This window comes from Thermoanaerobacterium calidifontis, assembly GCF_055381745.1.
On record NZ_AP042436.1, the window covers coordinates 38,344 to 52,251 of the forward strand.

At 30.0% G+C, this 13,908-nt stretch carries 13 protein-coding genes and 1 tRNA gene; 9 read left to right on the forward strand and 5 right to left on the reverse strand.

Translation table 11 applies throughout. The annotated features are described in order from the left end of the window. Positions 1 to 3 precede the first annotated feature (3 nt). From ACZ42G_RS00200 to ACZ42G_RS00215, 4 genes are all read left to right on the forward strand, one after another. The gene (locus ACZ42G_RS00200) at positions 4 to 2,724 is read left to right on the forward strand and encodes a UPF0182 family membrane protein (RefSeq protein ID WP_464850912.1); all 2,721 of its coding nucleotides are present in this window, start codon (positions 4 to 6) and stop codon (positions 2,722 to 2,724) included. Between the two features lie 88 nt (positions 2,725 to 2,812). After that, entirely contained in the window at positions 2,813 to 3,394 is a 582-nt protein-coding gene (locus ACZ42G_RS00205) for a hypothetical protein (protein WP_464850914.1), read from the forward strand. Positions 3,395 to 3,470: 76 nt separating this feature from the next. Then, on the forward strand, positions 3,471 to 3,947 hold the full coding sequence (locus tag ACZ42G_RS00210; RefSeq protein ID WP_085113274.1) for a hypothetical protein: 477 nt from the start codon (positions 3,471 to 3,473) through the stop codon (positions 3,945 to 3,947). A gap of 104 nt (positions 3,948 to 4,051) precedes the next feature. Continuing rightward, a tRNA-Arg gene (locus ACZ42G_RS00215) sits at positions 4,052 to 4,128 on the forward strand. Here the strand turns inward: ACZ42G_RS00215 and ACZ42G_RS00220 are convergent. Both ACZ42G_RS00220 and ACZ42G_RS00225 read right to left on the reverse strand, forming a co-directional pair. After that, positions 4,091 to 4,360: a hypothetical protein gene (locus ACZ42G_RS00220; protein ID WP_081441834.1), complete on the reverse strand. Its 270-nt coding sequence runs from the start codon at positions 4,358 to 4,360 to the stop codon at positions 4,091 to 4,093. The two genes, ACZ42G_RS00215 and ACZ42G_RS00220, sit on opposite strands and share 38 nt — an antisense overlap. A gap of 33 nt (positions 4,361 to 4,393) precedes the next feature. After that, positions 4,394 to 4,558, reverse strand: a complete 165-nt coding sequence (locus ACZ42G_RS00225) for a ParB N-terminal domain-containing protein (protein ID WP_155812159.1) — start codon at positions 4,556 to 4,558, stop codon at positions 4,394 to 4,396. Between the two features lie 225 nt (positions 4,559 to 4,783). Between ACZ42G_RS00225 and ACZ42G_RS00230 the strand changes: the two genes are divergently transcribed. From ACZ42G_RS00230 to ACZ42G_RS00245, 4 genes are all read left to right on the forward strand, one after another. Then, entirely contained in the window at positions 4,784 to 5,587 is an 804-nt protein-coding gene (locus ACZ42G_RS00230; RefSeq protein ID WP_013296610.1) for a LuxR C-terminal-related transcriptional regulator, read from the forward strand. 430 nt (positions 5,588 to 6,017) lie between these two features. Beyond that, the gene (locus ACZ42G_RS00235) at positions 6,018 to 7,154 is read left to right on the forward strand and encodes a radical SAM/SPASM domain-containing protein (protein ID WP_013296611.1); all 1,137 of its coding nucleotides are present in this window, start codon (positions 6,018 to 6,020) and stop codon (positions 7,152 to 7,154) included. A 48-nt stretch (positions 7,155 to 7,202) separates the two neighbouring features. Beyond that, positions 7,203 to 8,375, forward strand: a complete 1,173-nt coding sequence (locus tag ACZ42G_RS00240) for a radical SAM/SPASM domain-containing protein (protein WP_013296612.1) — start codon at positions 7,203 to 7,205, stop codon at positions 8,373 to 8,375. A gap of 808 nt (positions 8,376 to 9,183) precedes the next feature. Further along, positions 9,184 to 10,449, forward strand: a complete 1,266-nt coding sequence (locus ACZ42G_RS00245; protein ID WP_094397252.1) for an MFS transporter — start codon at positions 9,184 to 9,186, stop codon at positions 10,447 to 10,449. Between the two features lie 254 nt (positions 10,450 to 10,703). On the opposite strand, the gene ACZ42G_RS00250 is transcribed toward ACZ42G_RS00245, so the two are convergent. Continuing rightward, positions 10,704 to 11,210, reverse strand: a complete 507-nt coding sequence (locus ACZ42G_RS00250) for a hypothetical protein (RefSeq protein WP_049774864.1) — start codon at positions 11,208 to 11,210, stop codon at positions 10,704 to 10,706. 134 nt (positions 11,211 to 11,344) lie between these two features. Continuing rightward, positions 11,345 to 11,782, reverse strand: coding sequence for a transposase (locus ACZ42G_RS00255; RefSeq protein ID WP_049774865.1), 438 nt, complete (start codon positions 11,780 to 11,782; stop codon positions 11,345 to 11,347). 153 nt (positions 11,783 to 11,935) lie between these two features. Here ACZ42G_RS00255 and ACZ42G_RS00260 point away from each other — a divergent pair, with 153 nt between their 5' ends. Next, positions 11,936 to 12,091, forward strand: a complete 156-nt coding sequence (locus ACZ42G_RS00260) for a hypothetical protein (protein ID WP_013296614.1) — start codon at positions 11,936 to 11,938, stop codon at positions 12,089 to 12,091. A gap of 467 nt (positions 12,092 to 12,558) precedes the next feature. Here the strand turns inward: ACZ42G_RS00260 and ACZ42G_RS00265 are convergent, their stop codons facing one another. Beyond that, entirely contained in the window at positions 12,559 to 13,452 is an 894-nt protein-coding gene (locus ACZ42G_RS00265; protein ID WP_464850917.1) for a tyrosine-type recombinase/integrase, read from the reverse strand. Between the last annotated feature and the right edge of the window lie 456 nt (positions 13,453 to 13,908).

Sequence of the window (13,908 nt, forward strand, 5' to 3'; positions counted from 1 at the left end):
TGTTTGAAAAGAGGGAATTTGGCAATAATCATTTTATTGATATCAATATTTTTAATTGTAGCTTTATTTGCAAGCCTTGCAAATCTTATTGTGGACATACAGTGGTTCAATAGCTTGAATTATTTAGGCGTGTTTTTTAAGAAGTTTTTAACACAGCTTACTATAGGTGTACCATCGTTTGTAGTAATCTTTATCCTTTCTTATTTCTACCTGAATAGAATGGTTAAAGACTATGCAAAGTTTGCTCAGGACATTGAAATCAAAAGTGTACGCAAAAGATTTAGAGGTGTGGTGATAGGCATATCGATATTTGTAAGCTTTTTGATTTCTGTATTTATCTCTGCAAATTGGTGGAACGACTTTTTGTTTTACATAAATTCTGCGAATTTCGGCGTGAAAGATCCGATTTTTAATAAAGACATAAGCCTTTACATGTTTAGACTGCCATTTCTTTTAGATGTATATGATTTGCTTATTATCATAATACCGATACTCATAGTCGCCACTATAATCGTATATGGGCTTATGTACTTATCCGATAAGACCAGGTTTTATGAGATATCAGACAGAGGAGGTTTTTTTAGAGCTATTTACAACAAAGAGATACTGATGATAGCTTTTAGGCAAATTGCCGTTTTGGGATTTGTATTTTTTGCCGTTCTTTCATTGGGTTATTACTTAAAAGCGTATGGCATATTGTACTCTAAAAGTGGCGTTGTCTTTGGCGCAGGCTATACGGATGTTCATGTAAGGCTTTTGTTTTACAGGATTTTAATGTTGGCATCAATAGTTTCCGGCATTTTGTTTATGATTGGTGCATTTAGGCAAAAACTTAAATACATAATAGCATCACCTGTAATAATCGTTGCCATCATGATCTTATCGACTGTATCACAAATGGTTGTTCAAAGTTTCATTGTTGCGCCAAACGAGCTTGACAAGGAAAAGACTTATTTGAAGTACAATATTGACTTTACTCAGAAAGCATTTGACTTAAATAATGTTGAAGAGAAAAATTACGATTTAAGCGGCAATATAGACAAAAAGGTATTAGATGAAAACCAAGACACCATAAACAATATCAGGATAAACGATTATAGGCCTGTAAGCCAAATATACAACCAGCTTCAAAGCATAAGGCTTTACTATAAATTTAATGACATAGATATCGACAGGTATATGATAAATGGAAATTACAGGCAGGTCTTTATATCTGCGAGGGAGATGAATCTTGACAATCTGGCAAGCCAAGCGAAAAATTGGATCAACATGCACCTTAAATATACACATGGGTATGGCGTTGTGATGTCAACCGTAAATGATGTAACGGCTACAGGGCAGCCAGACATGGTGATAAAAAATATTCCGCCAGTGAGCAGCACAAATATAAAGATAACGAGGCCAGAGATATACTTTGGAGAGCTTACAAACACGTACGCAATAGTAAATACAAAGACAGGTGAATTTGATTACCCTTCAGGCGACACAAACAAAGAAAATTTTTACTCTGGCAAATCAGGCATACCTATGACGTTTTTAAACAAGTTTTTGTACACTATTTATACTGGCAATATAAAAATACTTTTATCCACTGACATTACGCATGATAGCAGGATGCTTCTTTTTAGAAACATAAAGGATAGGGTTCAAAGGATAGCTCCGTTTTTGATATACGATGATGATCCATATATAGTAGTAGATAATGGTAAACTGTATTGGATGATTGATGCATACACTTATTCTGGAAACTATCCCTATTCAGAGCCTTATGGGGATACAGGTATAAATTACATTAGAAATTCTGTCAAAGTCGTCGTTGATGCTTATACAGGTGATGTAAAGTACTATATATCTGACAAAAATGACCCTATAATAAAGGTGTACAGCAGGATATTTCCCGGGCTATTTAAAAATATAGACGAGATGCCTAAAGGCTTAAAAGCTCATATAAGGTATCCTCAGTATATATTTGATATACAAGCAAGCGTTTATAGAAATTATCACATGTCGGATCCGCAAGTTTTTTACAACAAAGAAGATTCTTGGGACATAGCAAAGGAGAAATTTACAGGTAAGATAGAACCGGAAGAGTCACAGTATGTCATAATGAGGCTTCCAGGAGAAAAAACTGCTGAGTACGTTTTGATGATTCCGTATACACCAGCCACGAAAGATAACATGGTGGCTTGGATGGCAGCAAGGATGGATGGCAATAACTATGGAAAACTGGTAGTCTATAAGTTTCCAAAAAGCACTGTCGTGTATGGGCCTATGCAGATTGAGAACATGATCGATCAAGATCCGAATATTTCAAAAGAGATGAGCTTGTGGGATCAAAAAGGATCAAGCATCATAAGAGGCAATTTGCTGACACTGCCGATTGACGATTCTATGCTTTACGTTGAGCCTATCTATATACAGTCATCAAATGAAAATGCAATACCTGAAGTGAAAAGGGTTATTCTGGCGTACAAAGATAAAATCGTAATGGAGGATACGCTTGCAAATGCATTAAACAAGCTATTTAATTTGCAAGCTCCAACACAGCCACAGGTTCCACAAGTGCAGACGAATGAAACCCAGCAAGAGCTTATAAAGAAGGCAAATGACATATATAATAATGCAATGAATGCTTCAAAAAATGGCGATTGGACAGATTTCGGTAAAAATCTCGATGAGCTTGGAAGCGTGCTTAATGATTTAAACAATAGCATAAAAAAGTGATGATGAAAAGTGCACTGCTAATTAATATTTGGCGGTGCACTTTATTTTTTGCATTAAAAGTGGAGATACTAAATGTAGGTGATGTTAAATGGAAATACTGCAGTCAGAATTAAAGATAGAAAATTTGATAAAAGAAACAGAACATATATTTGAAAAATTAATGAGCTTCAATGAGATTTTATCAAATGATGTGACAAAAATTGATGCAAAATTAGAAAAAAGCGAAAAAGAAATTAAGGAGTACATTGAAAGTCAATTTGAAGAAAATAACGATAGAAAATATCTAATAAGTTATTTGAGAAAGGCTGACAATCGATTAGATAGCTTAAAAGAAATAGAAAACATGATTTACTCCAATATCGATGAATTAGGTAATGACGTAAAAACTCTAAAAGACAATCTGAATGGCATGAAAAAGACACTATACAAGTTAAAAGATCTTGAAAGAGATATTAGCTCTATGAAAGCTGTAATCGAAAAGGATGTGCTTTTAAACATAGAGCTAAACAAAAAAAATACACCTGAAAAGGTAGAATACGTGTATGACTTGCTGCCGCAACTTGTAAACAATCTAAATACGGCATTAAATAATTTGTACATCGCCAGAGAAGGCATGAATAGGATAAAAATATACGAGGACATTGTAAATAATTTGGAAAATTTTCAATAGTAAAATTTTCATTTACTAATTCTAATCATAAAGGGAATATTAAATAACGGGGAAATTTTTTAAAGGAGGGTTTACATTGAATAGGAGAGAATTTGAGGATTACCTAGGTGAAAAAGTAAATAGTGAAGTGTCTGAAGAATTAAGTGCAAGATTTGGCAAAAACAATCAAGCACAGCAACAAGCTCAACAACAGGCACAGCAGCAAGCGCAGCAATTTCAGCAACAATTGCAGAGCATGGGCATAAATGTCACACCGCAGCAATTCCAGCAATTATTAAATCAAGTAAAAGCTCAAGCGCAACAACAGCAGCAGCAGACAGATATACAGGTTCAGCAAGCATTACAACAGGCTATGGCTGCACTTCAACAGGCTCAACAAAGCATACAGGCAAACCAAGTATTTGCACAGATGAGCAAAATATTAGATTCATCAAATCAGCAATTGCAGCAGTTGACACCACAGTTGCAAGCTCAACAAGCTCAGCAAGCACAGGCCAATTTCTTAAATCAGCAAGCAAATCAGCAGAATACGACACAAACAGGAATGCAGTAATAAAGTAAGGGTTATAGATAAAAGTCTATAGCCCTTTTTAAGCGGGGATTAATTTAGCATTTGCAAATAAAAATAAATTGTGGTATTATAAAGTATGTAAGTGTGCGCCCGTAGCTCAGTTGGATAGAGCGTTTGACTACGAATCAAAAGGCCACGGGTTCGAATCCTGTCGGGCGCACCAGTAAAATAGCATATTTGAGGGTATGTGTCGTAAGATGCATACCCTTTTTGATTGCGAGTTGATTGCGAGTTGAAATTGGAATTATGGTGTTCCTTGATTTATTAGCAGTATCTTCAGCAAACGTTGGTGTCATTTTGTCGTCAACGTTATATCCTGATGCTTTGTTCATTCCATAAGCGCATTTTATACCTGCTTTTGTTTCTGGATACTTTGCTTCATACAGATCTTTCATTCTTTTTAAATGTTCAGTATGTTACAAGACTGTCTATTCTGTCATTATTAAGTTTTTGTCAATTTCAGCCAATTCTTTGTCAATATTATTGTAGCTCATTGTTATGCATTCTATTTCATTTAAATCTAGCACTTTTGCTGCTTTTAATTTATGCAGCCCTGAAATAAATTCGTTTTTTGTTATAACAATTGGCTCCAATACTTATTTCCTTCATGTTTCAAGATGATTTAAATATTATATAATAATTCGACAAAAGTAGAGGAAATCATTTAAAAATATAAGCGGAATTCCACTTTTATAGAGCATTATGAGGTTTTGCAAATACCTAAAAAACATCTCTTTCTTTATTAAGGAGGATTTTTTGCTATTTTATAGAATTAATTAATGATTAATGCTATTTTAAAAATAATGGAGGTATCTAAATTGTTTGAAGTCATTACTGTAACAAAAGAATCAAGAGAGTATGTAGAATTATATCTTAAACTAAGTAGATTAAATTTAAATTTTATAGACGGGAAATTTAAAAAAAGTATTGAAGCTGAAGAATTTAAGCATAGAAAAGAACGTAAAAATGATATTATTACAGTACTTGATAATATTATAAATACAGACTTTTTGTATATGAGAATGATTGATGAAGGCTATTTTTTTATTTTATGTGATGAAGATGGCTATATCATTAGATTAATATATAACAATAAATTAGAAAATTATTTTAAAGAAATAAATTTGGCAGAAGGAGTCAGTTTAAAGCTAGAAAGCAGTGGAATAAATGCAGTCAGTTTAGCAATGGAATATAAACAACAGTATCAAATATGTGGTAATGATCATCAGTGGGACATATTAGAAAATTGGTATTGTACGGCAATACCTGTAATTGATTATGCAAATGCTTTAATAATTGCTTATCTTGATTTGTCATGTGTAAATTGTCAAAAAATAGATTATCAAAGTTTTATCTTAAGAAATATAGTTAAATGTGTAGAAAAAGCTTTAACATATAAAAATAAATTGTATACAATTGAGTCGGAATTAACTTCAATTGATACAGCAATAATATATTGGTTAGCGCATGGGATGGAGAGAAAAGATATATGTAAAGTAATGCATATTGCAGAAAATACTCTTAAAAATCATATAAAAAAACTTCGAATTTTATTAAAAGCAAACACGGATGCAGAATTAGTTTTCAGGGCAACAAAAGTTGGTATCATAGATCTTTATTAAAAAAGTAATAAATATAACAATTTTTTAATAGCCTACTAGTACAATAGTTACGATAAAATTCGACTTATATTGACAAAATAATTTGTACCAACAAGCTATTTTCAAAATTCAATAACAGTATTATTATTAAATTAATCGAAAAAAGTTAACTTTGAAATTTAATTAAGTAATTGGATAAATGAAATTTATTAAAGTGGTAATAATTATGCAAGCTAGAGACCAATTCCGAATTAGTTAAGAGGTAATTTTTTACATACTAATGTTTTGCTTTTATTTGCCGTGAAGAAGATATGAAAGTTAGAAAGTTTCATTCTCGTTCATTTAAAATCTATAATGATACCAAAAAACAAAATATTTCTTAATATATGAAAAAATTTGATAATTATTTTGCTATTTTAGTTTTAATTAAAATTAAGAGAGGTAGTCAACAATGAATGTTTTAAATGATTTTAAAGATTATAACATAAATAGTATTATTTTTAAAGTGACGAATAGTTGCAATTTAGATTGTCAATATTGTTACAGAAAAAAAGCAAAATTGGAAAATAAACAAAAATTATCGTTGGAAATATTAGAGAAGGCGTTTAGAGATTATTCGAATTATATTGAGGCTAATAATCTAGATAAAACTATGAATTTTGTTTGGCATGGAGGGGAACCTTTAATAGTTGATATTGACTTTTACAATAAAATTATTTCATTGCAAAAAAATTATATTGATAGAGGTTTTGTAATTCATAATGCAATACAAACAAATGGAACATTAATTGATAATAGATGGATAGAATTTTTTAAAAACAATAAATTCATTATAGGAATTAGTTTAGATGGACCTAAATTTATCCATGACAAACATAGATTAAATAGGAAGGGATATTCATCATTTGAAGATACAATAAATGGAATATTATTACTCAAACAATGTAATATATCAATTAATATTATATCTGTAATTAATAACGATTATGTAAATTATGGAGGCCAGATATTGGAATACTTTGTTGATTTAGGAATAAATGTTGTAGACTTTATTCCATGTTATTTTTATAATGATAGATATACATTATCAGTTGAAAATTATAAGAACTTTATGATTAACATATTCGATATTTGGATGAAAAAATATAAAAATGTTATAAAAATTAGATTTTTAAATGACATTTTCCAAAACATTTTGCGTAAATATGATAAAAATATTAGAGTAAATGTAGGTTGTGAGTTGGGTGAAGTATGTGGACGTAATTATAGTATTTCTGTAAATGGTGATATATTTCCATGTGAATGCTTGACCCCTATTGATTATATGAAATTGGGAAATATAAAAGAAGAAGATTTCATAAGTATATTAAAAAAACGAGAATTTAATGAATTTAAAGAATTATATAACAACGTAAGTAAAGACTGTTTAAGATGTGATATTTTAGATATTTGTCATGCTGGTTGTTTAAATAGGAGATTACCTCAATATACTTATAATTTAAAAGATTATTATTGTGAGGCAAGAAAGGGAATTATTTACCATATTCTAAATAATTTAGATTTATATTTTCCGAAAAGAAAAATATAAATTTAAATTAATATAAGTCTTTAAATATTATTGAAAGAAGGGTTACAAATGCTTTTTGATTATGAATATAAAATTAAACAAGTCTTTATCAAACCATCTGAACATTGTAATATGAAATGCGATTATTGTTATTGTAAAAGGGGGAATACCAATAATATTTTTGATAGTCTTGGTAATATGGATGCTAGTACTTTTGAAAATATCCTACAGAATTATATAAATTTTATTGAAAGTAATAAACAAGAATTAATTTTAAATATTGTATGGCATGGTGGCGAACCACTAGTAGCTGGATTGGATTATTATAAAAAGATGATGGAGATAGAGAACAGATATAGTGAACTTAATAAAGATGCTAACATTAAGATATTTAATTATTTACAAACTAATGCTACATTAATTGATAATGAGTGGATAAATTTTTTTAAAGATAACAAATTTAGTTTAGGAATTAGCCTTGATGGTCCAAAATATATACATAATAAATATCGTAAGTTTATAGATGATAATGGTACTTTTGATGTAATAATAGAGAATATTAGAAAACTTCAGGAAGAACATGTACCAATAGGTATATTATCTGTTATTACTAAATTTTCTTCGAATTTTCCAGAAGATATTTTTAATTTTTTTGTTGATAAACTTAAAATAAAATTAATTGATTTTATACCTTGTTTTTACAATAATGATGAGCTAAGCCCTTCATCAGATGATTTATCAAGATTTTTAATTAAAATTTTTGATTTATGGTATAGCATTAATTTTTCGTGTATTAACATAATTACATTAAGTGATATAATTGATAAGACAATAAATTGGCATTATAATATTGAACAGCCAGATAAATATATATGTGAATTTTCTGGTAACTGTGGACGAAATCTTGCTATATTATCAAATGGAGACATCTATCCATGTGAATGTTTAGTAAATGTTGGTTCTCTAAAATTAGGAAATATTAATCAAAATAATTTTATTGATATCATTTGTGGAGATCAGTTCAGCAGATTTAAAAATTTATGTAGTGATATTAGTGTTGAATGTATGAAATGCGTATATTTTTCGATATGTAAGGGTGGGTGTTTTCATAGAAGAATAAACGGATGGACAATTAATGAAAAAAGAGAACATTATTGTAATGCACGAAAAGAGATTATAAATCATATAATTAATACGCTATTTAAAGGGAGCATTCCTGTAATGGACAAAATTGAAGGTTGATAAAAAGGCATATCATGGTAGAATATGTGGTAATGAATTTACCCATTTCTAAATAAATTAAAACTATCATTGGAGGTACCTAAAATGAATTATAACCAAAATAAAAATAATGCAGATAAATGAACAAACATTAATTTTTGTAGTTAATATTGCGAAAGAAAAACATGTAGCAAGAGCAGAGGACTTTAGAGGAATTAAGCATGGTAAAACTCTTAGCTTTACCAACAAATAAAAGAGGCTTTGTTGAATTCTATAAATAATTTACTAAAATAAGCAAAAAATATGCTAAAGATAACGTTATAGCATGGAACCCACAGGATACTATGAGTTTTAGTAAAGTTTCTTAGATATAAAGGAATTAAAATAGTTATTATCAATCATATGCATGTCAAGAAAAGTAAAGAACTTTGATGATAATTTCCCGACCAAAAATGGCCGAAAATATGCGAGAGTAATCGTTCATAGCACTGTGCTGTAAGCTTATAAGAGTTCTTTACGCAATAGGAACAAAATGTGTTGAAATGGCATTAAAATCCAGAGATTGCATGTAATGCTGCTTAATAAACAGTAGCAAATATTTTTAGTTTAAGACAATAACTCACAAAATCTTAGAAAATGATCTTTGACAATATAAGGCTTAGAGTGTCGGTAGTATAAATCACAATTATGGCGATGACCATACAAAGAAGCATAACCGACATCCTCTAATTTCAATATTTCTTATTAATATAAATTTAATTCAAAGGTTTTATTTTGTTAATTTCAAAATACTAAGAATAAGTGAGTAAATTAAAGAAAATTAAAGATTATGGAAAGAAGTGATGACATGATAAATGATTTTGCAAAAAGAAATAAAATATTTCTATCAAATAGTAATTTTATGCTTTATATTATTGGCTATGTAATATCAGGTATTGGCACAAGACTTACGACGATAGCTATCTCAAGTAAAATATTGTATCTTACAAATAGTGGACTGTCTTTAAGTGCAACACTAATGCTTGAAGGGATACCGAGTTTTTTGCTAGGTTTGTTTGCTGGGAATGTAGTCGATAAGATGAGAAAAAAGAACATATTGATGATTTTATATATATTATTTGCTTTTACGTCTTTTGGATTGATATTTGCAAATGACATGAGCCTAATATACATAATTAGTTTTATAAACGGTATATTAACATCATTTGAATATCCCGCTAGAAGTTCGATTGTCCCGCTTTTGGTTGATAAAGACCATCTTTTAGAGGCAAATAGCATAAGAAGCAGTTTATCAAGTATAAATATGATAGTGGGGTATTCTATAGGTGGTATAATTGTTTCGATATTTGGGAATGATATATCTTTTTTAATAGATAGTCTTACATTTATCATAATTGCGATTTTAATTGCCTTTATTAGATTAGATGAAAAGGCTCAAGAAGATAAAAGTGAGAATATATTTGATGATGTTTCAAAAACAATCAGCAATATGGCAAATGAAGTAAAGCAAGGAATAGGATTTATCAAAGGCAGCATGGTAATAAGACAAGTGATAAATCTTAATCTATTGAGTACGCTTATAATAAGTATGCAAACGCCACTTGTGTATATTTTTGTTAATAACTACCTAGGTGGGGAGAAATTGCTTGCAGCAAGAAGTGGTATGCTTTTTTCGTTAGCAGGTGTTGGAGGGGTTATTGGAGGTATATTGATAAATTCAATAGGAAAGAAATTTAATAATATTTCAATTATGACGACTGTACTGCTTTTTGATGGAATTACTCTTATTGCATTTTCAAACAGCAAAATATTTTTATTATCATCAATACTTTTTACCTTCTTAGGCATAATATTTGTAGTGTTTGAAACACTTACAGATACGATAATACAAGAAAATACTAATGACGATAATAGAGGCAAAGTTTATGGATTTTTAGGTTCATTAGTCGATCCTTTATCGATAATATCCTTAGGAATAGGTGGCGCTTTAACAAATGTATTTAGCGCAAAGGTAATTTTTATACTATGTGGAATTGCAGAGATTACTGTAGCGCTTATATATAAAACATATAATAGGGTTAAATCAATTAATTAATTTTATATAAATTTTATTGATTTTTATACTTAGAACATTTTAATTAAAAATTGCCACAAAAATTGTAATTATTTATAATAGGTTAGCTATTCTTATAGTAGATAGTCATTTTATAAATATACTTAATATAATGAGTTATACATGCAAGCATGCTCCGCTTTTAGTCTCGCAGAAAAGAGAACTATACCAGTAGTATAAGCTATTAAAATATTAAAAAGGAATGTGCCTTTTAAGGATGTAAGTAGTTTTATCACCTATTTTAACCTTTTTAGAATAGGACATAGCCATTTAATCCTGGCAGCTCTGCCTTTCTCCCTAGTTATACCATCATACTTCATTTTAAGAGAAGGGTCATAAGGGCAAGTAGGGATTCCATCAGAAGCAACATCAGGTTGAGGCAGATATTTTGAATTACGGTAATTTAGAGGGATAATAGGAATTATGCCATGTTCCTTAAAAAGATATCTATAATTATCAGAAGCATCAAAATCCGAATCACCCAAAAAATATTTAAGAGAGAAACCAGGATGAAGAGAAAAGAAATTATCAATGACAGGGATAAGACTTTTAGTATCATACTGATACTTAGATTCGTGAGCAGATTTAGCCGTATTAGGATTTAAAGAATTATCATCATAAAAATCAACATGACAAACAACACCTAAAGCATTGGTAACAATAGCAGTTTTGTGAGCATGACAATAGTGACCGTTAATATAACAGAATTTAGCATCAGGATTAGAAGAAGTGAATTTAGGCATTTTACTGCAGGCATACCTGTGAGCATTAAAGTCAGGATTAGACTTAGAGAATTTTTTAGCCTCACGGAAAAAAGAATCAAATAATTTAGGGTCATTCTCTCTGACATATGGTTCAATGCCGGCAATATCAGCAACTAAATTCTAGAGAGAGTAGGGCTGATTTGCTCACAAATAGGATGAGTAATATTGACAAGATTATGGAAAAAATCATCAAGATCACGCAAGAAAAGAGATTTAAATCTAAAGAATTGAGAAACATTAGGAACTCTTTTAAAGAACCCACAAAGTTCTCTAAGGTCCTTAGAAAGGTTAAGAATGTGAACAGGTAATTGAATAGTAGGTATAGAAAGAATCTTTTGGATAACCAAAGAAGAAAGCATAGACTCGAGACTGAAGACTCTATGAAGGTCATAATAACTGTAATAATGGTCATAAAAAGACTGAGGCACAATTTCAGAAAAATCAATATAAGAATCAAATAATTCGATAAACTTAGGCTTGTTTTCTTCAAAAATACATTCAATATCAGTGAAGACATCACTGATAGATAATTGTTTAAACTTGGTTTTCATAAGGATACCTCCTATTTGTTAATATAGTGTATTATATAATAATTCAACAAAAGTGGAGGAAATCCTTTGAAAATATAAACGAAACCCCGCTTTTTAGAGCATTATGGGGTTTCGTAAATACCTAAAAGTCTTTTATAGAAAGGAGGGTTAAGATTGTCAGTTGAAAATTTGGCTGAGAAAGTAGATGTTGACGCTTTAAAGGCTTTTGCAATAGCAAAAGGTCAACTTACATCTCACAAAGATGGATTTTGTAGAGCACCTTGGATAACTGACGAAACTGATACGAAAATAAAGGAACAAAATACGTAATTAAGCTTAAATGAATTTTTCCCTCCTTTTTAGGAGGGAGTTTCTATTTAATTGATATTGTCTGTCTATTGTGGTAGTGTCAGAAGTTATATGAATAAATAAAATATGTAAAATATTGGATTAATAAAAGTGGTTGTATTTGTTAATTAAAATTATAAACGATTTCGCTTTGTTCAAATCAAAAATCCGAATTTATGGCGCACCTCTGCTCATTCTTCGCAGACGTGCTATTTTTTAGAAGCTCGAATTAAGCTTTAAGTATATTTAATAAAATAGTGAAAATATTTTTAAAATTCTATTGACATTTTACTTTTTATATGTCATAATATAATTGAAAGTGGAAATAAAAATTTTTTAAAGGTGAATTGGTTTCTAAAAATAAAAAGCGGAATGCCTACAACAAATGAAAAAGGTGGATGTATTTCCACTAAAGAAATAAAGGTGGCGTGATCAACCACCTTTATTTTTTATGACAAATAATGTGATACTGTCACATTTTCACGGTTATGACCTAAATTTCTGCTTATTTCTCTTACTGCTTCTCTATCTCTTTTATCTCTTGTATGCTTTTTGTATCTTCTTCCTCTGATTTCTATAAACCTGTCTTGAGCATATTCACGGCGCATACTGTGTATATCAAGATGCTCTGGAATTCTTGTAAAAAGCCTTTCATTTCCTCTATCTTTAGCTTTTTCTAATATGCTTTCAATTTTAGGCTGATATTTTTTGAGTATAGGAACTTCTCTTGTCTTACCGCCTTTACCGTTTTTGACATGGACATATAATCTATCGTCTTTTTTATAAATATCATTTGCAGTGATAGCTGATACTTCACGCCTTCTTAAACCAGATGATTTACAGAAATCTATTAAATCTTTATAGTTATCCAAATTAATTTTTTTATCATCAGGTCTTTCAAGTCTAGATCTTGTTATATCTTTTAGTCTTCTTTCGGGTATTTTAATATCATCAGCAAGGCTATTATCTTTGTACGCTTTTCTAAGAGCTGCTTTTGCAACCTTTATAGACCATGCTGATTGACCCAGTGAGATTTTTTCGCTTAAATAATCTGATACCATATCCTTTGTTTTGTCAAAGTCTTTATTCTTTACACCTTTTGATTTACACCAATCAGCAAATCTTTTAACTTCATTACGATAAGTTGCATAAGTCTGCACAGAGAAGATACCAGCATTAAAAACTGCATCATTCATAGCATTAAATACATCTTGACCATGAAGTCCATTCTTTATCGCTTCTTCTCTAGCTTTCTTTTTGACAGTATATTTACTTTTTCCAAATGACTGCTGTTCTTTTAAACTATTAAGCAATCTATAAAAAATGCTTCCTTGTCTGCTCATTAAAATCACTCCTGTATTTTAAGAGGAACTGACACAATGTCCTGTTTTGGTATACTATTTTCGTAAAATTTTTTTCAGCTATTTGGACGTCTTATCTTGGTGATACTCCTAGTTTTATAGCAGTAGATTCAACGAAAGACGAAATTTTTTCGTTTTTCGGTATTGCTATTTTCCCACCGCCTGCTTTACCTGGTGATCCTCCACGTTTTACTTCAGGATATTTTATTTTTATAGATCACTCCTGTATTTTAAGAGGTCGGCGAAATAATTTCCTTGACCACTTTTTAAGATTTTCAGCACGTTCTAAAACTGTCAATTCTGCTTTTATCTATAGGTAAAATACAAATTAATCCATAATCTACATATCTATTTTAAATTACAGAAAATACTTATATTGATAACAATGATGAAAGCCTATATAACAGGCTTAAATAAATTATTAAGTAAAAAATGTTA